26 protein-coding genes are annotated in these 25015 nt (G+C 33.3%); 4 read left to right on the top strand and 22 right to left on the bottom strand.

What is annotated here, in order from left to right:
• Positions 1 to 26: 26 nt before the first annotated feature.
• The 8 genes from RMO03_RS03530 to RMO03_RS03495 form a co-directional block, all read right to left on the bottom strand.
• Positions 27 to 1007 (bottom strand): hypothetical protein, encoded by a 981-nt coding sequence (locus tag RMO03_RS03530; protein WP_309640707.1) that lies wholly within the window; start codon positions 1005 to 1007, stop codon positions 27 to 29.
• 30 nt (positions 1008 to 1037) lie between these two features.
• Positions 1038 to 2297, bottom strand: a complete 1260-nt coding sequence (locus RMO03_RS03525; RefSeq protein ID WP_309640706.1) for a hypothetical protein — start codon at positions 2295 to 2297, stop codon at positions 1038 to 1040.
• 3 nt (positions 2298 to 2300) lie between these two features.
• Positions 2301 to 4067 (bottom strand): hypothetical protein, encoded by a 1767-nt coding sequence (locus RMO03_RS03520; protein WP_309640705.1) that lies wholly within the window; start codon positions 4065 to 4067, stop codon positions 2301 to 2303.
• Between the two features lie 2 nt (positions 4068 to 4069).
• Positions 4070 to 5524: a toll/interleukin-1 receptor domain-containing protein gene (locus tag RMO03_RS03515; protein ID WP_309640704.1), complete on the bottom strand. Its 1455-nt coding sequence runs from the start codon at positions 5522 to 5524 to the stop codon at positions 4070 to 4072.
• 62 nt (positions 5525 to 5586) lie between these two features.
• Positions 5587 to 10899, bottom strand: coding sequence for a CHAT domain-containing protein (locus tag RMO03_RS03510; RefSeq protein WP_309640703.1), 5313 nt, complete (start codon positions 10897 to 10899; stop codon positions 5587 to 5589).
• 68 nt (positions 10900 to 10967) lie between these two features.
• Positions 10968 to 11909, bottom strand: a complete 942-nt coding sequence (locus tag RMO03_RS03505) for a peptidoglycan-binding protein (RefSeq protein ID WP_309640702.1) — start codon at positions 11907 to 11909, stop codon at positions 10968 to 10970.
• Between the two features lie 79 nt (positions 11910 to 11988).
• A complete protein-coding gene (locus tag RMO03_RS03500) occupies positions 11989 to 12393 on the bottom strand; it encodes a hypothetical protein (RefSeq protein WP_309640701.1) in 405 nt (134 codons plus the stop codon).
• Between the two features lie 113 nt (positions 12394 to 12506).
• Positions 12507 to 12908, bottom strand: a complete 402-nt coding sequence (locus RMO03_RS03495; RefSeq protein WP_309640700.1) for a hypothetical protein — start codon at positions 12906 to 12908, stop codon at positions 12507 to 12509.
• A 180-nt stretch (positions 12909 to 13088) separates the two neighbouring features.
• Between RMO03_RS03495 and RMO03_RS03490 the strand changes: the two genes are divergently transcribed.
• The 4 genes from RMO03_RS03490 (at position 13089) to RMO03_RS03475 (ending at position 16108) form a co-directional block, all read left to right on the top strand.
• Positions 13089 to 13658 (top strand): hypothetical protein, encoded by a 570-nt coding sequence (locus tag RMO03_RS03490; RefSeq protein WP_309640699.1) that lies wholly within the window; start codon positions 13089 to 13091, stop codon positions 13656 to 13658.
• 660 nt (positions 13659 to 14318) lie between these two features.
• Positions 14319 to 15092: a histidine kinase gene (locus tag RMO03_RS03485; RefSeq protein WP_309640698.1), complete on the top strand. Its 774-nt coding sequence runs from the start codon at positions 14319 to 14321 to the stop codon at positions 15090 to 15092.
• A 3-nt stretch (positions 15093 to 15095) separates the two neighbouring features.
• Entirely contained in the window at positions 15096 to 15752 is a 657-nt protein-coding gene (locus RMO03_RS03480) for a response regulator transcription factor (protein ID WP_309640697.1), read from the top strand.
• A gap of 77 nt (positions 15753 to 15829) precedes the next feature.
• Positions 15830 to 16108 carry a hypothetical protein gene (locus tag RMO03_RS03475; protein ID WP_309640696.1) on the top strand — a complete coding sequence of 93 codons (279 nt, stop codon included), beginning with the start codon at positions 15830 to 15832 and terminating at the stop codon, positions 16106 to 16108.
• 304 nt (positions 16109 to 16412) lie between these two features.
• On the opposite strand, the gene RMO03_RS03470 is transcribed toward RMO03_RS03475, so the two are convergent.
• The 14 genes from RMO03_RS03470 to RMO03_RS03405 all read right to left on the bottom strand — a co-directional run.
• On the bottom strand, positions 16413 to 16859 hold the full coding sequence (locus RMO03_RS03470) for a hypothetical protein (RefSeq protein WP_309640695.1): 447 nt from the start codon (positions 16857 to 16859) through the stop codon (positions 16413 to 16415).
• 4 nt (positions 16860 to 16863) lie between these two features.
• Complete coding sequence (locus RMO03_RS03465) at positions 16864 to 17499, bottom strand: hypothetical protein (protein ID WP_309640694.1); 636 nt, start codon at positions 17497 to 17499, stop codon at positions 16864 to 16866.
• 153 nt (positions 17500 to 17652) lie between these two features.
• On the bottom strand, positions 17653 to 18171 hold the full coding sequence (locus RMO03_RS03460; protein WP_309640693.1) for a HEAT repeat domain-containing protein: 519 nt from the start codon (positions 18169 to 18171) through the stop codon (positions 17653 to 17655).
• Between the two features lie 282 nt (positions 18172 to 18453).
• On the bottom strand, positions 18454 to 18870 hold the full coding sequence (locus tag RMO03_RS03455) for a hypothetical protein (protein ID WP_309640692.1): 417 nt from the start codon (positions 18868 to 18870) through the stop codon (positions 18454 to 18456).
• A gap of 11 nt (positions 18871 to 18881) precedes the next feature.
• Positions 18882 to 19235, bottom strand: coding sequence for a hypothetical protein (locus RMO03_RS03450; protein ID WP_309640691.1), 354 nt, complete (start codon positions 19233 to 19235; stop codon positions 18882 to 18884).
• 77 nt (positions 19236 to 19312) lie between these two features.
• On the bottom strand, positions 19313 to 19882 hold the full coding sequence (locus RMO03_RS03445) for a Crp/Fnr family transcriptional regulator (protein ID WP_309640690.1): 570 nt from the start codon (positions 19880 to 19882) through the stop codon (positions 19313 to 19315).
• 182 nt (positions 19883 to 20064) lie between these two features.
• A complete protein-coding gene (locus RMO03_RS03440) occupies positions 20065 to 20592 on the bottom strand; it encodes a metalloprotease family protein (protein WP_309640689.1) in 528 nt (175 codons plus the stop codon).
• A gap of 4 nt (positions 20593 to 20596) precedes the next feature.
• A complete protein-coding gene (locus RMO03_RS03435) occupies positions 20597 to 21508 on the bottom strand; it encodes a hypothetical protein (protein WP_309640688.1) in 912 nt (303 codons plus the stop codon).
• 172 nt (positions 21509 to 21680) lie between these two features.
• Positions 21681 to 22094 carry a hypothetical protein gene (locus tag RMO03_RS03430; RefSeq protein ID WP_309640687.1) on the bottom strand — a complete coding sequence of 138 codons (414 nt, stop codon included), beginning with the start codon at positions 22092 to 22094 and terminating at the stop codon, positions 21681 to 21683.
• Between the two features lie 177 nt (positions 22095 to 22271).
• On the bottom strand, positions 22272 to 22565 hold the full coding sequence (locus RMO03_RS03425) for a type II toxin-antitoxin system RelE/ParE family toxin (RefSeq protein WP_309640686.1): 294 nt from the start codon (positions 22563 to 22565) through the stop codon (positions 22272 to 22274).
• On the bottom strand, positions 22565 to 22807 hold the full coding sequence (locus RMO03_RS03420; RefSeq protein WP_309640685.1) for a type II toxin-antitoxin system ParD family antitoxin: 243 nt from the start codon (positions 22805 to 22807) through the stop codon (positions 22565 to 22567). Before RMO03_RS03420 ends, RMO03_RS03425 begins: the two co-directional genes overlap by 1 nt.
• A 197-nt stretch (positions 22808 to 23004) precedes the next feature.
• Entirely contained in the window at positions 23005 to 24252 is a 1248-nt protein-coding gene (locus RMO03_RS03415; RefSeq protein WP_309640684.1) for a sigma-70 family RNA polymerase sigma factor, read from the bottom strand.
• A gap of 1 nt (position 24253) precedes the next feature.
• The gene (locus tag RMO03_RS03410; RefSeq protein ID WP_309640683.1) at positions 24254 to 24598 is read right to left on the bottom strand and encodes a YciI family protein; all 345 of its coding nucleotides are present in this window, start codon (positions 24596 to 24598) and stop codon (positions 24254 to 24256) included.
• 47 nt (positions 24599 to 24645) lie between these two features.
• Positions 24646 to 25015, bottom strand: a 370-nt coding sequence (locus RMO03_RS03405; RefSeq protein WP_309640682.1) for a DinB family protein, incomplete at its 5' end; no start/stop codon positions are given.

The raw sequence follows: 25015 nt of genomic DNA, 5'->3' as shown, positions 1-25015 counted from the left end.
GTTTTTTATGAGTTCGTATTAATGGTTTACATGCTAAAGATTTTGTCTAGTCCTAAATTGATCCCAATATAAACCGAAGTATACGGTGTTTGTTTTGGGAAATAGCCTCTGATGTCAGTTCCAATTACCAATTGCGTTGCGGTAGAAGTAAAGTATTGAAAATAAGTTCTTACCAAGTAAAATTTTTGCGATTTACCACTGGTTGCTATCGTATAATTGCCTTCATCATCAATGGTCGGGAAATTGTCTGCATGATTAAGAGCAATGCCTGTTGTTGCTTGAAAAAATAAAACGCAATTGTCTCTAAAATTAAAATCGAACGTCACACCAGCACCTATATTGCCTGTATTCAAATTGACCGTTTTGGTAGTTTGTGAAGGTAAAAAACGAATCAAATCTGCTTCAGCAGGAATAGGATCTCCTGCTGCTATAGTAACTTCTTCGGTTTGTATCGTTTTGATTTTAGTTTTGGTTTCGTATTTAGACATTAATAACTCTAAGTGACCATGAACATATATTTGAGCCGTTCCAAGGGTTTTAAAGCGATACATCGGCTGCACATACAAACTAAATGACGAGGCATTGGTTTGCGCACTGTGTCGGTTGAATTGCCTTTTGTATTGATCTCCAACACCATCGATAACATCCAATGGATTGATCAGGACGTTTTCAATTTTGGTCTCAACCAGACTGTCTTTTGGCATATAGGTAATTTTCATAATGCCCGTATTGATAGCCCAATTGTTAGTTTCTGTTGCTGGTACATAAATATTGAAATGCCCAACATAGCTCGTTTTATCATTGCTGTTGAAGTCAAAATTGAGCCCATTGAGGAATGTATATTTTGCCTCGCTAGGTGCTGCTCTGTTTTTTTTAGTTAAAGGGCTTACAGTATTTTGGACTGTTTTGACTGTGTCAGTCGCTACAGCTGGAACTACCTCAGTTACTTGACCCATTGCGGTAGCAAAGATTGCAAATGTGAGCCAAAGGATGAATGTTAGTTTCATGATTTTTAGTTTTAAAATTTCACACTATGATTATTGCTCTAATAACTTTTGTATTTTATCCATATCATTATTTTTAATGCCTGCTTCTCTAAAAGTATTGAAATCGGCTAGAAAGGCTTCCTTAAAAGTTTTATATTGACTAAATTTTTCGAAACCTTGGTCTTTCAGGCTTAAATAGAGTTCTTTGGCTTTTTCGATCTGATTGGTAAACAAATAGGCGTGTGGTATGTTGCCTTCAGCTACTATGTTGGCACTTCTATATTTGAGGCTTGCATTAAAATAATCCAATAAATTATCAAACTTTTTGCACAACATACTATACCAACCTTTATTATTATAATGTTGAGATGTTTGGAATTGTATTACCAATAAATTTTCAGGGTTTGTTTTTAAATATTCTAAATCTAATTCAACTAGATTAGAGTAGTATTCAAAACTTTTAAGATAGTTAGTTTTTGAAACAATCTTTTCATATAAATAGAAGTCACGATATTCTTTTATTTTAGCAGTATTAGATAGGAAAAATTCTTTAAAATGACTATTACCTGTAATATTGAAATACGAACTTGAAATACTATCTCTCATTTTTGGAGAATCTTCAATCTTAAGTATTTTTTGAGCAATTGTTTTCGAAGTCTCTTCCTCTTTGTTTTCCAAACTAAAATTTAAATAAGTAAGTAACTGAGAAATATCATTTACTTTTTCATAGAGCTCCTCAAATTGTTTTTGTTCTATTTTCTTTTGATCAAGTTTTGTTTGTTTTTGTTTTAATTGATCCAAGGTACTATTTAAACTAAAAAGATTAAGTGTTGTCACTGCATTATTTGGGTCGTACTTAAGAATTTTTTCATATAATTCTTTAGCTTCATCGAATTTATTTTTTTCAATAAGCTCTTGAGCGTAATCATTATAGACTATTTTAGCTTCTTCTAAAAGATTTGAATATTTTTTTGAAGATGAAAGATTTTTAATAGGAATTGGCTTGATAACCTGCGTCGTAGGAATTGGCTTTTTTCTTTCAAGTTCTGGTTTGTTTTTAGGTTCATCAATTTTATTTTGAGATTCTACTCTTTTTTTTTCAGCTTCATCAATTTTTTTTTGCCCTAAGTGCATATCAATAGCAAAAGTTTTCGCATACTTATAGATTTTATTCGCTTCGCTATAAAGTTTTTTATTATAATTAAAATTCCCTTCATCAATTAAGTCATTAAAGTTTTTAATATTGACTTTGTTTGTTTGAGAAAAAGCTGTTATACTGAGTAGTAAAATGAAGTATACTATATTTTTCATGATTTATTTTTTTTGATTTTCAATCTCTCTTAATTTGCTATTAATTGATTTATTTAAAGAATCATTTTTGTAAACAGTTAGAAATTTTTTAGCTTCAAGTAAGTAACTTTTGGCAATGGGATATCTTTTTTCTTCAATAAGATTATCCGCTTTTGCAATATAATCTAGTGCTAACGATTTTGATATTGTAACCTCTTTCTTTTTTAGGATTATCAATTCTGCTTTAGCATCTAATATAGTCTTAGAATAATAATAACTGATTATTAAAAAAATACATACAACGGCTATGGTAATTTTATTTTTTATCTTTATTTTTCTATAGAGCTCTTTCATTTTATCGGCTCTTTTTCGCTCACTTTCCAAGTCCTTTTTGAGCTTTTCTGTTTCTTTGTCTTTCTTAATCAACTCATACTTTTGCTGGTCTTCCACAACGGGTTTTATAAAGCGATCGTGACAGAGTTGGTAATATTTTACTTTGCCATATGGCACCACTCTTAGCAAGCCAGTAGCCAGAAGCTCGTCGACTATTTTTTGGTCGATATTGCTGGTTTGGTTGTCGATAATCCAACCGGAATTCACCAAATCTCTCCGGTCATTAATCACCAAAGTACTAGTGATTTTGTTTCTTTTACTTTCGAATTCTGCATCAGAAAGCTCTAATTTATCTTTTAATGTAGTCCAACAATTGTTGTAAAATTCATTAATAATATCACTCAAATTCGGAATATCTTCTTGCGTTACTACATATGGTTTGCCATCTGTGTTCGGATGTAAGGCAGCTTTCGTCATACAATTCCGTTCAATTTTTGTAGCCACAATTTGAATTTGTATAGGATCGACCAACCTGGTTTGATTGTCGGCAATTTCGGTCACTAATTTCGTCACCAATTCCTTAGATTCGAAGATAAATTGTGGCGATTCGAAATCACCAATTGCCATGGCAGGTTCTGTCAGAGCAACGCAGGCATTCTCGAAGGATAAAGGATTTAGTAGAAAATCATTTTTAAGGATGTTCGGAAAATAATCAGACAACAAACTCATCGTGCCTAATCGATCTTCCCTTAACACAAAGATTACTTTGGCATCTAATGGTTTTTCAAAAAATGCAATGTTGTCATTTAATTTCTTTTTTTCATCATCCGTTGTGTTCCCTCGGCTACTCATTTCAGTAGCTGTTTGCTTGATGGCATCATAAATGGACTTTGGCATTTCGGAACCCAAAAACTCTGCTAGTTCTTTTTTAAAATGTGTAATGGTTTCTATTGGATAGGCTTGTAGCTCTTCAAATTGATCGAAAATCAATAGTGGCTTTAATTTTTCTGTAGCCATTTTTTTTCCAATGCACCACAAAGAATCGGTATTGATTGCATCGGTATAAGGTAAATGAATGGTATTTAGCTGTGGGAATTCGAGTTTAATTTTGGCAAGAGTATCTTCGATTAAAGCTTCCTTATTGATCGTACTTTGTTTGTTTTCATTTTCCGTTGTTTTTTTTAAAAAATCAAACCGTATGGTTATGGGAAAATATTTAACAAGGTTTGTATCTAGTTTGAAAGATTCGTTTTGTCTTTCGTCTAAAAGTGGTAAAAACCCCGCTTGAATGAGCGAACTCTTTCCTGCTCCAGAATCGGCATGTAGAACTAATGTTCTACTGAGCATGACTTGGGTATAAAGCGTATTCGTATCTTCTTGTCTTCCACAAAAAATAGCCTTGTCTTTTTTGGTGAAATAATTGATTCCTGGATACCGATAATTAGCTGTTGTTCCCATGATTATTGCTCTTGCATTTTAGTAAACACCCCGTTTATAAATTTTTCGAAATCGTCTTTTTTAGTTTCATTGATGCTCCATTCGACGGGTTCAGTAGCCTCTTCCTTTTTGTAGATGTCGACATACGCTAGATCAAGATAGATTTGATCTTTCAACTCGTCAATAAAAGTGTCTATAAAACGATAGATACTCACATAATCATCGTAATTACCACTTGCCAACTTGGTAGGATCTTTTAGGATTGTTTGGCATTTATCAAGCCAATAGGCTTTATATTTTTGGATGCTATCTTCTGCGTGAATTTCTGCATCATTCATGATAATGGTGAAAATTCTTCGATCCTTATCGTTATAAATATGCATTCGATAGGCTTCAATCATGCAATAAATAGAAGTCAAATATTTATGGCTAATGATTCTAATCACTGATTTCCCGATTCCAATATGCGTCATAAAAGAACTAATGCTATCTCCATATTTTAAATCATTTCTATCTCTAAATAGTTGAAACAAATCGTTTTGATTGTATTCGTTAAACTTTTTTTCAATGAGATCTACCACATTCTCTCGATCCGGATTGGTCTCATCTTTTCGAGCATAGGAAATAAAAGTGCTGTAAGTACCATTTGGGTTTTTAGGTCGCAAACTCTCAGAGTTTTTTTCTTCACAGTATTCAATAATATTGTGTATGCACTGCATCGGATTTTCCGATGTGAATTTCATTTTAAAAGAGTTGTTCATAATAATTGAAACATTTTCATTTTCAATAATATTTGGAGAACTGATGTTGGTTTTTGAATCGTCTGATGTATTGATAATCAGCTTATGACATAACAGTTGGTATTGCCAAGAATCGAATTTAAATCCTAAAAAAATAAAACTATTGGCAGTTTCGTTGAGAAACAATTCGATATTATCAGGTAAGGATTTCTTAGGTAATAAATATTCGATGGTTTGATAGAGTCTTTTGTGTGTCAGTATCAAGGATTGTTCTACATCTAAAGACCCGAAAATATTATAAATCACGGGCATGTCTTTGGAGGGAATTGGAATTTTAGTATTAAATTCCGTTTTAGAGTCTTTTGTGAAATAGCCTTCTGAAAACGGGATGCCTTTATTGGCGTAAATTTTATTGATTGCTTTATCTGGATTTACGTTGATAATTAATGGAAATTTTATTCTAGAAATCATCTCCATCAATGCTGGATCTCCAACTTCTTTATAATAGTTGATTACTTCATCGATTATAGTATAATTATCAGAGCCATTAAAATAGAATAGGTTTTCTGAGTCAAAATATTTGCTGTCTTTAGGTATGATATCTCTAAAGAAGGTTTTGTATCCGATACCTTCTTTATTGATGATTAATTCTGGACCTAAAATTAAAACACATTGCCCAACAGGTGAGTTGATTTGTCTGGCAATAGTCTTATAGGCATTTTCAATATCTACGGTCATATTGGTGTGTTTTAATTGTTTTTAGTTGACTATGTTTTTTGAAACTTTTTATACTAGAGCAATTAAATATTGATGTACAATAACAACTGTTCAATTTTAGTTTTAATCTGCTGTCCGTGCTTGTTAGCTATAGCTCCTGAAGCATCTTTTTTCAGTATATCCAAAGCGTCCAGTATCAAAACCAAATTAGATATTTCTGCTTTTTTCTTTCCAATCGACCCGTATTTTTCACGTGTTTCTCTATAAGATTGAAACAGTTTCTCCCAAACCATCTCATCTTTCGCTCGTTTAGAATCTAAAAATAAGAGTGCTAGTTCACCATAAGTATAATCGGCTTTTTCCCAATAATCCATATTGATTTCGGAATCGTTTAATTCCCGAATTTTATTGAGTAAGAAAGTGCTGTGCGTTGCTTTTTCATAAGCAGTGATATGCCATTGTTTCGTGGGTTTGTCTAAATCAAGAATCGTTTGAAAAATCAAGTAATTATTCAGTGGATATGATTTATGACTACTGTCAAATGCTTTTTTGTAAAGATCAACTGCTTCTTGATAAGCTTCTGTTTTTTTGGAGCTAGTTTTAGAAACAAATCCAATTCTTTTGTAAGTGCTGCCCAAAAGGCATTTTCGCTCAGAAGTGTCATTGATTTGACATAAAAGGTCGAAGTAATTTACAATTTCTTTAAATCCTTTAAGAGCTGTTACAGCATCATGATTGGTCAAATACGTTTCATAACACAAATACGCTTTGTTGCTGCAATACTTTTCTAAAGCAACTACCGAAAATTGAGCATCTTCATTGTTTTTGAGCGCTACAAACTTATCGTGCGCTTGTTTATACAATCCCAATTCATAATAGATAAAAGCTTCTAATTCGGTCAATCTTGGACTCGAAATTCCCGCTTTAATCCTACCATCGGTAATCATTTTCAATCGCTCTAGCACATCGTCTTCTTTACAGCCTCTAACATCTAAGCTGTTGAGTAAATTCTCTAAATCGATAGCGACTTCTTCTTCAATGATATACGTCTTTTCTTCTTTTGTAATTTTAGATTGACGTTGGTCTAGTCTGTAATACGGATCTCCGTAGCATTGATATGCTCCCCAAGTATTGTTTTTAGCATCCGTGGCATCAAAAATTTCTAAACGCGCTTTCTTAACCGCATTTCCGAACGATACACCATCGAACATTTGGTCATAAAATATTTTTGCAAATTTCTCTGCCGCCAAGTCATCTACTTGCCAACCCGCCACAATGACCGCTTTTACACCAATTTCTATCAATTGTGTGCCGATGTTCGCTGCCAATTGATAACGTTGTTCGTATAACTGATCGTCAGCAGCATCTATTTTGCCTAGGTGACAACAATTCACAAAAACCAATTCAGGAACGTTGGTCATTTGCTTGATTTGTGAAGGCGTTAGAAATATTTCGTCTCCGATAACCATTCCCGTTCTTTCGGGATTTTCAGCATCATATATGCCGTGACCTGCCAAATGAATTATTTTATATGACTCCGAAAATAAAGCAGCGACTATCTCATTAGCCGAACTATTAATTAAGGATTTAAAAGCATAATTTCTAAAATCCATGAGGCTTTCAACTGCAGTTCCTTCGCGTGCTGCACCAGCCAATTGATTAATTTTATTTGAATTTAATAATGGGTCTGCAATGATTAATGCTTTTTCAATCGTAACGCTATTTATTTGTTGTCGGTAATTTTTGGTAACAAGCTGTCGGATCATGCCGGCATCAATGCAAAGTGGTTTCGCATTCATTGAATTATCTTGCAATAATTCCCAAGGATAAGCAGCACTTTCTTTGTCTAAAACCCACGATATAGAACCTTTTCGTTTTAATTGATCTTTAAAATCATTTGGAATCATTAGTTCAAAAAGGGTTTTGGCATGTTGCTCGGACCAATTATTTCCGACCGAAATTTCTTTGATAAAAGCATCAATCAATGCGGTACTTGAAAACAATTCGTTCTCTTCAGCACGAGCGTCTTTAGTGCTGGCATTGAAGTTTAAGCGTTTTAGTTTTTTTCCATTGATTATGGTTTCTTGCGTTTTAATGGTAATTCTATTCCACCAATCTTCTGTGTTTTCTAAACGCAATTTTTTCTTAGCACCAAATAATTTTTTGATGGTTCTTTTCTGTAAAACAATATTGTAGCTTTCGTTTTTTGAGATTTCAATTTTTCTAGCTGCAAAAAGGCAGTTGATGGCGCTAGATTCGTCTTGCTCTATAAATTCAAGGTTGGCTATCCTGCACGGGCGCTTCCCATTTAAAGAAGCGATATTTTTATTGGCCTTATTAATGCCTTCAATAATAGCATTGGTCGAATTTTGAATCGATAATCCACCATAACCACTGCCTATTAATAGCGTAGAAATACCAACACTGTCAGGACAATTATCAGCATTGCAAAGACTCAGTAAGTAATCGGAAACGCCTATTTCGACTGTTTTCGCTAATAAATGGGATGTCAATTTGCCGGGTTCTCCTAAACCTACAATGATAGCGCCTTTAAAAAACGGCGTATTGTGGTTGACAATTTCATTCGTACCAATATCGCCAGGATAGGAGCCGATTCTTTGTTTGTTTCTGAGGATAAAATTTAGATTAGCATCAATAACTTTTTCCGCTAAAAGAATGGCATCGTTTTTAAAATGCCCAGCCAAGACAGGGAAGGTTGCGTAGGATAAATCACCATGGCTGATTGTGACCGCAATTGGGTTTTCGTTTGTTGTAATTTCTTTAACCGAGCCCACACCTAAAATGGTATTTTGCAATCCGTTTTCGGAAAAATCAAAATCAAAATGTTCCGTCATTCGAAATGTTGCAGCACTTTCTCTAAACGCTGGTTTTATTTGTGATAACTTGGAAGTAGTTCCTTTTGAAAGCAATTCTTCGATGCCCGCAAACAAAGTTGGAGCATTAGCCAAATCTCCATGGGTGATGTTGGTGTAATAGACTTGGTTTTTTTCTTGCAGTGTTTTCGGAATTCCTAATTCCCAAGTGACGCTATGATCGCCTTCTTTGGTGTATTCAAAGAATAGGTTTCCATTCTCTATGGTATAGGCACAAGGTGTTGCCGCATCTTGACCTGCGATATAAATCATGTTCGTATAATCGATGCCATTCTGCTGCACCAATTGATTTATTTTAGTACGGTATTTTTTAAATCCATCTAAAAAACTTACCGCATTTGCATCTTTTTTATCAGGCAGTGGCCAAGTCAAATCTCCTAAGGCGGCTCGCATTTTTTTCCAAATGGCGATATCGGAATAATCTTCATTCGCGGTTTCTGTCAATGGTAATAATGCCAAGATACCGGGCAATTGGGTAAAGAACTCAATCAATTCTTTTTTGGTATGTGTGATATCTAAAGTGCCTAATTTATTGATGATACTGTCTTTGCCAAACAACACAGCCAATATTCGATGGGAACCTTTTAGTGGTGTCCCTAAAAAGATAAGTTTAAAACTCGGACTCGCATTCAAGCTTTGCCAAGTTTGCGGATGATAGGCTATAAAATCTCGCACCAAAACACCGCCCATCGAATGTCCGATAATTTTGATGGGTTTATTGAATTTTTGTAGTGCTATAATTTTGTCATTGAGTTGACTGGCACAAACATCCATCGGTTGTCTCCAATCAAATGGGAACACAATGACATCATAAGTAAATGATAGTTGGTGGTATAATTTGGCATAGGATGTTTTTATTACGGATTTTGCTTTTGATTTTTGGAGATTTAAATCGGGCATTTTATGCAAACCACCGCCAATAATTTTCCAATAATTCAACCATAAGCGATTGTCTTCATCGCTATAAATATTAGATCCCATGATGCCTGGCAGTAAGATGACAATTGGTTTTTTGCCGGAAGGCAGTACTGGGTCGGGGAATAGCTCGCCGCTATCCAATCCGAAAACACCACGATCGCTAGAAGGAACTTCTAATTGAGGGACGCTTTTATAGCCGGGAATAATTTCACCAGTTGGTGTTTTTAAAGCATTCAATAAAGCTATTTGTGTACTACTATTAACAAAGTAATGAATGTGGTCAACAGAGCTAGCTTCGTCAAAAAAGTATTGAATGTCGCTTTTTCTTCTTACGCCTAAATACATCGAATCGGTATTGACCACCAAATCATTTCGTTGCATATAGAATAATTTCCCAAGAATCACCAATAGCCCATGAAAATTGACACTAAGTTTGCCATTGCCTGAGATGACCATCAAAGATTTTCCGTCAACAGCCGATTGCTCATTTCTATTATTAAGAACTTTTATAAAAGGCGATTGTGGGTTCATTGCCTCCAAACCAGGTAAGACAGTGATGTTGTTTTTTTCATTTAATACGGAACTAATCAATTCGTGTGTCAAATCGGCAATTACATTTACTTTATCGCCCAGCATATTAAACAAGATATTGATAAGATGATCAATGCGTTCTGATGCGAGTAGCGTTCCTGCAGAAGGCGAAGCTACTCGAACGAATTTCTCTAGGTAGATTTTTTTGTTGCTAAACAAGGCATCCAATTGCTGTATTTGTTGTAAATCATCCGTCCGGTTTTCCTTTTTTAAGAGCTCTAGTTCTTCTTTTAAAAAACCTTTTTGAGGATTACCATTATTAGATACATATTTGTTAAGGATGTCTCCAACCAAGCCACCACGAGAATGACTGATCACATGTAACGTAGCGCCATCAGGCATACTCTTAACTAAGGCAACGGCATTCGATAAAGGGCTTTGAGTAAGAGTACGATGTTGGAAGGCAAGTATATTGGGTCCGTAAATGGCCACCATTTTTGCGAAAGTGTCATTGGTTTGCAAAGCACTAAAAGCACCCACCGTATCGGAATTGGTTCCGTGAATAAAAAGCAAATACGGTTTATCGATGGGATGTGTATCTGGATTGAAATCAACCAATTCAAATTGACTATTCAATTGATTAAGCCCTTCTCTTGAATTTAAATGTTTATTTTCTAAATCAATAGCAATGTCTTTTACCAAACGATCTTCTGCAGATTTCGTAAATACCCGAATAACCTTCAATATAATCTTCCCAATTAATCCTCTGTTCTCGGCTGAAGTTTCTAAATAAATTGGAATTTCAAAAGGGGTTTCACTATCTCGATGCTCTTTTTTGATACTAGGAAATAATTCATGGATTGTTTCCGCATCTGCAAACCAATTGGTGTTATCGTCGTAAACAAATTGATAATATTCATTAGAATTATCAAGAGCAATTTTTTCATAATTGCTTACATCTCTAACATCAGATCCTATGAAATAAGTTGTTACAGCTTTTTCGGAATCAAAATGTACTTCTTTTACTGGGAATTTTATAAATTGATTTTTCATCGTTTAGTTGTTTGATAGCATTGAAATGTTTCTAAAAAGTAATTGTTATAGTTGCAATAAATCAGGTTCTAAATAACAAGCAACTTCCCAAAAGTTTTGGGACCTACAATTCCATCCGGATCCAAGCTGTTTTGTAGTTGAAAGGTTTTTACTGCTCGTAAAGTTTCGGCATCAAAACTGCCGGTTACCGTAAGTTTTAGAAATGGTATTTTGGCGACCAACGCTCGTTGTACTTCTGTTACCATAAAGCCTGCGTTACCTCGACGAAGATAGCTGCCGGTGACAAACTTAGATTTGGCAAATGCCATTTGATTGGCATCTTCTTGCAAAGCACCGATGGTCATTGCGTCGGCAATTCCTGTAACAGACATAGCATTTTGGGATTGATATTCTTTGAGTAAGGTTTCGGTTTGGTTGCCGAACCAGCCGTCAATTTCGATGGTATACCCAATCTCGTAAAGGTATTTTTGAATTTGTGTAACCTCAGATCCTCTAGCGCCTTTGCTTAAAACAAGCGCTACCGGTGTAACAGCCAATTCTGGATATACGCCAGGATTGATAAACGATTTGATGAGGTTGCGAGAACGTGTTCGTTTCATCACCCGACCACCATCACTATCATTGATTGTAGAAGTGTTTCCTTCATAGGCTTCAATAGCTGTTTTGTCTGGAGTTGTCCAGCGAATAAAAATTCCAATATGATCGGCATGTCCGTTGCCTTCCCAATCGTAAATAACGATATCTCCGGGTTCTGGATTAGCGGTGAGCCTTCCTTTTTCTTTGTAATAATTGTGAGCGGATTGGCAATGGTGAATACCATTTTTGGTCTGAATGTTTCCTAGCGGATGTCCAGCGTGATGAAATACCCAACTGACAAACATAGCACACCATTTTTGTCCGTTTAAAGATGGTTCGTACCACAATCCGTATGGTGTTTTGTTGCTGTTTGGTGGAGATTCGGCCGTGCCTTCTTGTGTTTGTGCTTTGTTGAGAACGTCTTGTCTTGACATGATAATGTTGCTTTTAAGTGAACAATAGGATCAATTATCTGAGAGCAAGAGGAAATTTAGGGCTTTTCGCCTTTTGCTTTTATATTTTTTTTTCGAACAATATCACGCAATCAGCCACTGATTGGCAATCTTTGATTTCTTCGATGCTGATTTTTTTTTCAGGCTGATAGTGTTTGAGTAAGGCGTTTAATTTTAAATAAAGTAGCGTGTATTGTGATTCTGTGAATAGTAAATGCGTCTTAAGATCGAGTTTGTCCGATAACTGCTCTCCGAGGGTTTGGTAATCGCCCGTTAGATGCAATAGAATCGTTTTGACTCTTTTTTTAGGGTTTTCTTTTTCATTATTGGGTTGGACGGCGTAGCGTAAGAATTGAGAAGGAAGTAAACCTTCGATGGTGAATAAGTTTTGTTTTTCTTCGACTAATTGTAATTGCTTGATCATCTTTTGTAAATCAGTTGCTTGGATTGTAAGTTGGTGTGGCATTGTCTTTTTTAAACGTTTTTAAGTTACAATTCGTGGGGGGCAAAGCGATTTAACCTTCGTAAAAGACTCATGTCTTTTCAGTAGTATTACATTTTAGGCGGAGAGGTATTCTTCTATGAAGTAAGTGAATGGCGTTGAATAGGCGCAGAAGAAAGTTGTTGGTTGATATGTTTTGGCTGTGATTTTTGTTTTCTAACAATAATGGTACTTACGTTTTCTATTAAATCTGTTATTGCGTAGCCAGAAGCAATTAGTGCAATAATTCGTTCGAGAGAGAAAGAATTAAAAAGACTGTCCGTGAGCAATGTGAGTATGATACCAACAAGCAATCCGATAAAAATACCCCCTAGTTTGTTACTGGGATTGGATAAATCCACAGTGTCTACCAAGGGGTTTTTGTTTAAGTTAAGTTTATACAATCCAATCCAAATGCGAAGTGCCTGTCCAATAGCACCCAAAATACCACTAATGAGTAAGGAAAAAACAACATCACAATTATTGCAGAAGAGTTCCATTGGTAAAGGATTAAAACTTTTGTTAAAATTAGCAAGTCATTGTGGTTTGACAGCTAGGGGAAACCCTAGGTAATTGAAATTTTTCCCCTAGGGTTTTCCCTAGGGGAAACCCTAAGGGTTATTCTATTTTTTTTTATAATCTTTATGCAATCATTAACGAATCATTTTAAAACTATTTTTATGAAAAGAATTATTGGATTATTAGTTGTTATTTTAGCTTTGCAAGGATGTAAGAAGAATCAAGAAACAACAGCTCCATTGCCGTTATTGAAAGCTACTGATTGCATTACGCTCTTGGATTACGATAAATTGAAAACCAACCAAGAGAAAGCAGATTGGCTAGTAAAACAGGGAAGTTTGGTTTGCGATTCAATATTATATCCTCGGGAAACAGAGCATGAAGTATTAGCCACTGATGTTAGTGTACCTACGAGTGCAAATCCTTACACTATGAGTTGGAGAGCTTTTCAAACTTTAATAGGAACTACGGTTTACGAAAAGTATGTCGGTTTTGAATTGGATTCTATAAATAATGTAACAAAGGTGCTTATGGTTCCCAAATACAGTGAAACAGTTACTACTTATTCCGTTCCTCTGTTCAGAAGTGTCGGAATAAAGTATCAGTTTAGCGAAACAACAAACCTTGAGTTTGTAACAGCAACGGTGAAAGACGAATCAAAAGTTGTTATTCGATTTAAGGACCAAAGTGGCATGTTTGTTTATTATGATATGGGTGCTAAGCCTCTATAATCTCATTCATAAATATTTAGATGATAAGAGAATATTTACTTCAGTTGAGTGTTATTTATATACTTCTTTTTTCTACTTTTTTGCATGCTTTTTTTGCCCTCAAATGGAAACAAGAAACACATAGGTATGTATTACTTATTCTAAGTGCTTTCGTGCTTAATGAAACGATTTGTTTTCTTTGTGAAGTTTATTTTTTGACAAGCAAATTAAATATTACAATTACTACAATTATTCATTCTACTTTATGGTTGTTAATTTTGAAAAAATCTGTTAGGTTTCCAAAAATAGTCACAGGATTGTTGATTGTATTTATCACTTTTAGTTTTTGTGATTTGTTTTTTATAGAAGGATTAACGCTTTTCAATTGTTACAGTTTTATTTTAGGAGCCTTTATGTATTTAATTTTATTTCTCATAGAGAGTTTTTATCAATTGAAACAAGAGAATTTTCCTTTTTTCTTTTCCAATCAATTTATATTGTTAATGAGCCCAGTATTATTTTTTATTGGATTGACATTTATGTTTGGATTTAGAAGTAGGGCGGTAATTTCGACTGTTTTTTTTGGAACCATAGAATTGTATAGAATCATTATTATAGTTGTGAATGTGGTTTACTATTCATTATTAAATATCTATATTTATAGAGAAAAAAATAGGTTGTATGAATTTTGAGATTGCTTTTGGAATCATCGTCGTTTTTCTATTGGTCAGCTTAATCATCCTTTTTTGTGGATTATTGATCAAACTCTACATTCATAAAGTAAAAAAATATACGAGCCTTATCTATCAGAAAGATATAGATTTTCAAAAAATATTAAATACGACGATTATTGAAACCCAAGAGCAGGTTCTAAAAAATATCTCGCAAGATTTGCATGATGACGCGGGACAACAATTGACATTTATCAATTTTCAATTAGAGCATTTGAAATTGGACGTGCCTGAATTGGCAACAACTTTACTACCGATTTCAGAATCAGTATCTCAATTATCAAATTCTATACGAGGGATCAGCCATTCGCTGAACAATCAATTGCTATTGCATCATGATTTGTTGCTAACCATCGAGTCTGAGTTGGAGCGAATGAAGAAAACGAAAGCGTTGCAAATTAATTATACGTGCAATAACATCGAGAAAAAAGTATTCAGTTCACAGGAGCAAATAGTCGTATACAGAATATTTCAAGAAATGATGAATAATATTCTCAAGCATGCCAAAGCAACACACGTTGATATAGCGATTGAAATTGCTCCTTTCTTTAAGATGACCGTCACCGATGATGGAAAAGGATTTGATAGAAATTCAAACTCCAAAAATACATTGGGATTAATCAGTATGGTTGATCGCGCTTCTTTGATAGGCTATAATTTAGAAATTATTTCAAATATTGGAGAAGGAACAACTTTGATTTTAACCGAAAAAAGAACAGCATAAATTATGGGAACTACTACTATTGCGATTATTGACGATCACAAAATTGTTCGACAAGGGTTAAGAGAATTATTACATCGCATGGGAAATTACGAGGTAACTCATGAATTTGAGGATGGCGAGGAATTCTTGAATACGCTGCCTTTGTCGTCTCCACCACAATTGTATGTTTTAGACTATTCGATGCCCAATAAGAATGGGTTAGAAGTATTGGCATTGTTAGAAAAATTACCGGATGAATACAAAGTTTTACTGCTTACCCAACACTTTGATGAAAATATTATTAATGAAGCATACCGTCTTGGAGCTAGAGGTTTTTTGAATAAAAACTGCACCGCTCAAGAATTGAAATACGCTGTTGATACTATTGTTGCGCAAGGTTATAGCAATATTTCCGAGATATTGCGAAGAATCAAAAATCATCAACCGACAGTAGAAGAGGTAAGAAGTACAGTGGTTCTTTCCGATCGGGAACTAGAGTTTTTGACTTTAGTTTGTGATGAAAAGGAATATACGTATGATAAAATGAGTCAAATTATGGGTATTTCTGTCAAAACAATCGAAACTTATCGCAGTTCATTATTCGAACGATTTGGCATTAAAACCAAAGTGGGTTTGGTACTGTTTTCTTATAAAAATCGCTTGACAAAACCATTCTTGTAGCACAGTAAATGTTATGAAAGCATCCAACCTTTTGTCAGCTTACACTTTTTTCATACGTTTGTCATAAACTTCCAATCATGAAAACCGAAAAGCCATTAAAACTAATAGCATTGCTTACACAACTTTTGAATGAAACTGACAAAATGAATGTTGGCAAAGCATATATTGCTGTTGTTGAAGAAATGAGGTCTGTTAGTTTTGTAACCGCACAAAATACGCCTTTTTCAGATTTAATTTATAAACATTTAATTCAGCTATCCATAAAAGATTTTATTCACGCAGGGCGTTCTGAAGCCAGTGCTATAGTAGTGAGAGATGTTATTGAAGTGATTTCAAATGCAGATATAATTGTGTAGTGGTTTTCAAATACCTTCCTTAGCGAGTATTACAATTCTTTCATTTATATTCGTTTTAGGAGCATGATTGCAACAAAAATCGATGCATCTTTTCTTTCATGTTATCTTGTAAATAGTTGTTGATTTTTTGTCAACCTATTTTAGGACGATGCACTCCTAAGACTTGCCCATAACTTTTTTCGAATAGGCGCTGTTGCAACTAATGGAAAGAATTCTTTCCACTTTAGCGAAACGAAAACAGGAAAAAAGCTGACAATGAACAGGGTAGGAGCGATTGCTTTTGAGGCCTGTTAGCTGTTCGTTGTTATTCTTTAGTTAGTTCAAAACTCCATTTCAACTCATCTTTTTGATTGTCAAATTCATCCATAAAGCACCAATTGTCACCTAGTTCAGTTATATCTGTTATACAATCAAAAGTATATCCTTGCTTTAAATCGTTTGTGTCTTCTGTCCCCGATTTAATAAAATTGCATTTAAAAAAAATTGAAAACCGTCCTGTATTAAATGCGAAAATTTCTCCTGTATTAGTGTTTAACATTACACTATGACTACTTAATGAAAATTTATTTTCTTCGGGAATAAATTCTCCATAATTTTCAAATAAAATACAACCACCTTCATTATATCCGTAATACGAATCTGCCCAAGTTCTAAAAGATTGAACTAAATTTTGATCTTCGTTAAGTTTCAAAAATTTTATTAAAGTGAAATTTTTTGGATTGTTTAAAACCTTATCTAGTTGCTCTTTCATTTTATTATTCTTTCAAATTTTCACCATAATTTTTTAGAATAGTTTCAACATTTGGCATAGAGTCTAAATGGTTTTTAATTTTATCAAAAAGTTCGGTAAATGTTGCATTATTTTCAAGAACTTTTAATGAATATTCATAAGGATATAATGATAAAACGGCACCATCTTTATTATACTTTAAAGTCATTGTTCTCAAAGGAAATTCGGGTTCATTATCATTATATAATTTGAATTCTAAGTTGCTCACATAAAAATCGCTCATTGCCATAGCTAAAACCATTATCGTAGCATTATCATCAAACTGAAATGAATTACAATACATATGAAATCCTAGCCCTTCGCTTATAGTTTGGTCTAAATTATTGGGGTGATTTATTTGGTTTTTAATTTTAGGTTCAATATTGTTGTCTAAAAAATAGCTTTCAATCATTTTTAAACTCCCATCAAGCATCGAATTTTCCTTTAGATTGTTTTCTGTATATCTTTTCGCAAAATATTCTTCGGTGTAAATTTCATTCACCTCATTCTCTTTTTTTAAAGTATTTTCTACTTGAATTTTTTCCTCGTTATTTATTTGAGAATCGGTTTCACTTAACTTTTCTACGTTTTTTGATGAAAATAATTTTTTAAAGAAATTCATATTGCTAAATATTAATGTTTTATTTATTTTTTTAATTCTCCGATTTTTTTCCACATGGAGAAAACGAAAATAGGAAAAAGAAACGAACAACTTACCGAAACCTAGCAATGAGTTTTGCACGCTGTTATGTGTTGCCTTATTTTCTTGACTTAATTATTTGTTCGCTTTTTTAATTGCATCAAGATATTTTTTCTTTACTCCATTTTCTTGCTCTCGATTACATATCGCTTCAATCGTCGTCAATAAATCTTTATTATGTTTTGTTTTTAATTTTAATATTTCTCCAAGCGCAAAAGCAGTAGCCCAACGAACAACAGTTCCATCATATTCAGAATTTATAATTAAGTTGTCTATTGCTTTACTAAGTTTTTCAGGAAATAAGTGAGCAATATTTCCAATTACTTTTGCACTTTCCCATTTTATTCTTGGCGCTTTTTCAGTTAGCATTTTTATGACAAAAGAAAATACATTTTCATCAGCTATTTTTGAGTTTATCTTTGTTGCATATTCGATTGCTTCAATACAAGTTGCCTTTTCGGAATCTTTAGATTTTTCGGCAAAAGCAATAAGTTCATCAGTTGGCATTGAACCATCCAATAACCAATTGCTGATTGTTTCGGTTTTCTCTTTTACCTTTTTTGTTTTGTCAATTAAAAGCTCTTCTATTGTCATTTTAATTCTTCATTTCTAAAGTGCTGTCAAATAGGATAACACATAACGTTTCGCTGCCAGAAGCAGTCGCGGCTTCGGAACCGAGTTTTCTCCATTAGAAAAAACGAAAATAGGAAAAAGAAACGAACAATTTACTGAAAAACGAAGTTAAGGAAATAAGCGTTCCCGAAACCGAAAATTCAGCAAGTGTGCTTGTTGGCTGTTGGGTGATGGTGCTTTAGTATTTAAAATAGAAAAGCTGGAACATTACTATTCCAGCTTAATTATACTCGATTGTTTTCCTTAACCAATTATTCTGTTGTCTTTGGCAATAAATTTTGCAAACGCTAACAATGCACCAGTTACCATTATGTTTCTGAAAAAATTTACCATTTCTAATTCTTTTTCCCTTGCCAAATTTGCTGTCATATTTTCTGCACCTAATTCTTGTCCCATTGCTCTTGGTAGGTGAACCAGAAAAGCCATTAGAATTACATACAAAGCCATTAATGAATAGGCTAATTTATCATATTTACCAATTACGGTACTTACAATAAAAAGTAGAATACAGACCAAAGTAAAGTAATTCCAAAAGTAAGGAAACGGAATATAGTCAGGCACGAAAGAAGCTCCAACATCTGGTTTGCCTAAATGTAAACCAACGTAAAGTAAAAACGAAACTGGAAAAATATATCTTCCAAGATTTAAAATTTTGTCCATAACTGTATGTTTTAATTAGTTGGAAAGGGTATAAGTGGTCTAATTTCTACAGAACTGTTTGGATATTTGAGAATTGGACAAGTCTTGCTCCATTCTTCAACTTCTTCCAAAAGTTCAGATTTGCAAATTAGAAATCCAGAAACTAAAACACTGTTTGTTTCTTTATAAGGGTTTTGTAGTTTGTTCGAATTGTCTATAACAATTCCTTCATACTCCATTGGTGCTGTATGGATTAATTTGCCTTGCATTGCAATGCTGCCAACCCAAGATTGCCATTTAGGCATGTCTTCAACCATATCTTGAGAAGTTGATAAATAACCATTTTCAGCACTAGCATTTCTAAATAATAATAGATACTCTTTCATGTTTTAAATTTTGATTGTTAGTAATGAGACAAATTTCTACAATCAAATTTTGGTGAACGATGACAAAAGTCTATTATTTATAACTTGCTTTTAAGGCGACTAAATACATCTTTATTGATCCCTAGATAGGAAGCAATTAATTTGCTCGAAAATCGTGTCATGAGATTCGGTCGATTCTCCATTAGCCATTTTATTCTTTCTAGAGCAGTTAAAGAAACAAAAGTATTTATTCTATAAACTGAGTTTGCGTATGAAGTTTCAAGAAGTTGTTTATATACTTTGTCAAATTGCGGAACTGTTGTTAACATTAATTGAAAGTTTTGTCGATCAATTGCTAAAAGGAAACATGGCTCGATAGTTCTGATATTTTCGTTTGCAGGTTTTCCATTTCCAAAACTTATAAGTTCTGAACACCAATTATTTTCTAAGACAATATCTCTTGTAGTTTCGTTTGATTCTTTATCATAAATGTATACTTGCAAACTTCCTTTTGCAATAAAATAAACATACTTGCAATATTCTCCTTGTAGTAAAAGCTGTTCATTGCGTTTGGTTTCAATAGGAATAAATTTAGAAAGGACTAGATCTAAATTGTCAATGTCATTTCCAAGTCTATTAATGATATGCTTTTTTAAAACTTCCAACATTTAATTTCGATTCTTATGTTTATGTGTTCTCACAGCATCTCACCCAAGGTTTCTGTGTCAGACGCAGTCGCGGTTTGGCGACCGAGTTTTCTCCATTAGAAAAAACGAAAATAGGAAAAAGAAACGAACAATTTACCGAAAACCTAGCCATGAGTTTTAGCATGTGTTGGCAGTAGTTTTTTTTAACCAAAAATTAATGATGGTATTCCAATTCCTATTGCAACTCCATAAATCACATCTGCCCAAATAAAGCGCAATATGTTAAAAACATAAATTAATCCAACTATTGGAAATGAAACTATTGCTAAAATATTTTTATCTTTTATTTTTTCCTTTGCTTGGTTAAATACATTTTTAGCATCTTGATTTGATGGAATGGCATGCATACCAATCGAAACTCCAAGCCAAATTAGAAAATATGATAATGGATGTTCAATATTGAAAAACTTTATAGGCATATATGCAGGAAGACAAATAAGTAAACACAAAATTGTATTTACAAAAAATGGTCCCATTGAAATTAAAAAAGTTGAAGTGAAATTACTTGTATTTTCATGAACTACAAAACCTGCGGGATTTCCAACTCTAAAATAGCAAGCATCAAATACTGCAACTTTTCTAATTCGACAAAAAAGCATATGTGCAAATTCATGTACAATAATGCCAGGAAATGTTAGGATTGAAATTAATTCGCCAGGTATAAAAAACATAATTTTAATTTTTAGTCCAACCGTTTGGATATTTTTTAATAAATTCTTCTCTAGTTATAATTTGACGTGTAGTAATTCGGTAATCTAAAAAATTGTAATAAAATTTAGATTCCGTACTTTTGTTATCAATTAATTTTGCTTTTTCAATATTTTCTAAAGCAAGTTTTTTTGCATTCAAATCACCTTTGTCTGCGTAAATACAGGCGTAAGCGGATGCAACAGATGAAAATGACATCGAAGATGTTGAGTCAATTTTAAAATTTTCTTTTGAAGCCAATAAAAAACCATTGTAATCTTTTTTATTGAAACAAGAACCAATTTTTGCTTGAAGAATCAAAACGTTAATATTATAATCTTGAGGAACTTTGTTCTTACAAATATTAAATTCTTTTAATGCTTCATCATTTTTATCTTTAGTTAAATATTCTACTCCTTTATAATATGTTTTCAAAGTTTTTAAATCTTCCACTTCGGGAACTTCGATACTAGCACTATTCATTAGATTTGTAGCATTGGAATAATCACCTTTCTGAAATAACTCATTTGATTTTTTAATTTTGTTAAAAGCATCAAAATACTTCCAATTCCAAAAAAAAGAAAAAATTACAATAAAAATTACACCCGCAAAAAAACCTTTTACCCAAATCGGGAAAATTTTATTTTTAATTTTAATCTCACATTCATTACAATGAGGATAAACTCCAATTAATTTCAATTCTTGATTTTCAAAGTCTTTTTGGCAAGAAGCACAAATTGTTGGATCAAATTTCTTTTCTATTTTTTTTCCTTCTAAACCTTTTTGCTCTGGAAAACTTGTTTCAAAACACGTTGAGCAATAAACTTTTTCATCAACATTAACTGTTTCATTTATGGGTTTATTTTTATCATTACAATTATTGCATTCCGTTTTTCTCATATTTTAGTGTCTGTTTTTTTCTTTAAAATTACTACCAACGTTCCCGCGCCAGAAACAGTCGCGGCTTGTTGACCGAGTTTTCTGCATTAGCAGAAAACGAAAATAGGAAAAAGAAATGAACAATGAACCGAAAACCAGCGATTGCTTTTGAGGCATGTTGTGAGCAGTTTTTCTAATTTAAGCCCCCCAACTCCATTGTTTCAAAAGCTGGAGGTGTAATAATTTGTTGAAAATTACTCCCATCAATATTACAACTGCAAATACATGTTAATTGAGTGGTGCTGTTGAATCCTACAAAAAAGATTTTTTGTCCATCTGGAGAAACCTTTACAGATGATCTATTATCATTCATCGTGCTTGGTGCGACATCAGCAGGAAAATTAATTGGGATTTGTACTTGGTTTGTACCATCATAATTTGAAGTCCAAATTTGAGGTTGATTTCCAGAGGTTTGTCTTGTATAAATCAATTTTACAGTAACTAAAGAACTTCTATCATTACTGTCATTTGAGCAGCTAATTTGAAAAAAAATTCCAGCTAATGCAAAAACGGAAACATACAATGTGGTTTTTAATAAATTTTTCATGATATTTTGGTTTTAAGTTTATACTTGGTTTAAAATTGCTCACAACGTTTTGCGAGCAGAGCTCGTTACGGCTTGGCAACCAAGTTTTCTCCACTAACGAAAACGAAAATAGTAAAAAAGGCGCATAACTAAGCGAAAACCAGCAATGAGTTTTGAACGCTGTTATGTGTGGTTCCTCTAGATTTTATTCTTCAAGTCCATCATTCCATGCAATACTCTTTCAATCTCAATTTCATTTTTAAAAATTTCACGATAGAAAATTATATGCTCACCACATTTATAACCTAGGACATTTAGCGAAAGAATATCATATGACTTTCCAAGTTGCGGATTGCTTGCCAAATCCATGCATGATGCCATAATTAGATTATAATATTTTTCCGCTTGGTTTTCTGACCATTCCTCGATAGTATAATCCCAGATTTCCATTAAATCTTCAAGAGCTCTATTTGTAAAATGAAATTTTGCCATTATTTTTTTCTAGCTTTTAAAGATTCCAAAAACTTTTTGGGTTCAAAATCTTTAGCAATTCCGCTATCAATCCCTTCTTTTATGGCTTTTCTTAATGCTATAACTCGATTTTCTTCTTCTTCTAATAAGCGAAGCCCAGCTCTTATAACTTCACTAGCATTAGTGAATCTTCCATCACTAATTGTATGTTCAATAAAACTTTCAAAATGATTGCCTAACGATATTGAAGTATTGCGTCCCATAATTTTAATTTTCTGCTAAGTTACCAAAAATTGGTAATTCTCCAAATTTTAGACACGGTTTTTTGGAATCACACATAACGTTCCCGCGCCAGAAGCAGTCGCGGCATGGCGACCGAGTTTTCTCCACTAGGATAAAACGAAAATAGGAAAATAAAACGAACAATGAACCGAAAACCAGCGATTGCTTTTGACGCGTGTTAGCTGTTGTTTTTTTTCGCTTTCAAGTCGTACAAATTTTTAGTGATTGTTGATTTGTCTGCATTTGTCATTGCCAAATTTAATGCAATTTCAAAATTTTTAATTGCTTTCATATTGTCAATGTCTGTGTATAAATTTCCTAATAATGAGAAATAAAAATGATTGTCTGCTAGATTTAATTTTTCTGCCTCTATAATTGCAGTTTCTTTACCCTTTACTTGTGCCAACGCATAAGTTCTGTTTAGTGCTGTTATTGGTGAATATTCAATTAACAAAAGTTGATTATAGGCTTGTAAAATATTGTCCCACTTTTTTGTGTTTTCAATTTTGCTACTATGCCAATAGGCAATGTTTGCCTCTAAATGATATTTGCTTAACTCATTACCTTGGGCACTTTGTATTAAATAAAAATTTCCTTTTGCTATGAGTTCTTCGTTCCATAAATTTTTGTCTTGTTGGTCATACAAAATTGGTTCGCCTATTTGATTGGTTCTTGCTTCAAAACGTGAAGAGTGAAAGCACATTAGCGCCATTAAAGCGTTTACGATGGGTTTGTTTGTAGTTTCATTTTCTATCAAAAAATAATTTAAACGCATTGCTTCCAAACACAATTCTTTTCGCAAATGAGTTTTCTGTGTGCTTGAATGATAACCTTCATTAAAAAGCAAGTATAATGTTGTTAGTACAGTTTCTAATCTTGTATTAATATCGTTTTCAGTGGGTAATTCAATTTTAATATTTTCTGTTCGTAATTTTTCTTTGGCTCTAAATAATCGTTTGTTGATGGTTTCTTTATTGGTCAAAAATGCCTCTGCAATTTCGTCAATGCCAAAACCACAAAGGATTCTTAATGCTAAACCAATTTGTGCTTCTGCTGGAATTATTGGATTGCAAATTGTGAAAATCATTTGCAATTGGCTGTCAGTTATATTTTTAAGAGATAAATCAACTTCTATTTCTTCACTTTGGTTTTGATTCAGTTTAAGGGAAGGGATAATTTTTTCTTCAACTATTTTATGTCGTTTGAAATAGTCTTTGGTTCTGTTTTTAGCAACAGTATAAAGCCAAGCCGTTGGATTTTCGGGAATCCCTTTTAATCCCCAAGTTTCAGAAGCCAATAAAAAAGTATCGTTTGTAATATCCTCTGCAATTTCAATATGAACAATGCCAAACAACTTACAGAGTACTGAAATTATTTTTCTGTACTCTGTCTTAAAAAGTTGTGGAATTAATTCTTTCTCGTTCAAATTAGCTGTTAATTGAGATTACACTTCTGACTTCAACGTGTCCTCCATGGTTAAGAATAGGACAACCTTCTGCCAATTTCATGGCTTCATCAATGTTAGTAGCTTTTACAACTACGTAACCTCCAATAATTTCTTTTACTTCTGCATAAGGACCATCAGCAATTACATTATTAGGCTTCAAAGTTTTTCCTTCAAAACTCAAACGGTTTCCACTTGCCATTTTTCCTTGTGCAGCAATACCACCCATCCAATCCATCCAATGTTGAATGCTTGATTGCATTTGTTCTGGTGAAGGTCCAAACGATTCGTTGATTTCGCTTCTGAAAATCATCATAAATTCTTTCATTATTCTACTTTTTAAATTGTTTAAATTATTTGTTATTGGAATTATTTTTATCCTGGTATTTGTTGTGACTCTTCAAAATTTGGCCCGTACAAAGAAGGTACTATATTTCCGGTGGCTCTTAAATGTGAGATAAGTTCGCCTCTATGATGATACAAATGATTATATAAAAGGCTTCTGATAACTTGAATTTTTGGCATTGATGGAAAAGCAGTTTTTTCTTTATTCATTGTCATAGACCACACATTCATATATTGAGATTCATCCGATTTCTCAATAGCTTCTTGTGCAGTTTTTACATTGGCTTCAAATTTTTCTAAAATATTAGAAACCTTTGTTATGTCACCTTTGTCATACTTATAGGTACTCAATTCAAAGGCATCTTGGTTGAATGTAACATCATACCAGTTGTAAAGCTCT

This window comes from Flavobacterium sp., assembly GCF_031411595.1.
GTDB lineage: Bacteria > Bacteroidota > Bacteroidia > Flavobacteriales > Flavobacteriaceae > Flavobacterium.
This window is presented reverse-complemented; position numbering and strand designations above follow the sequence as displayed.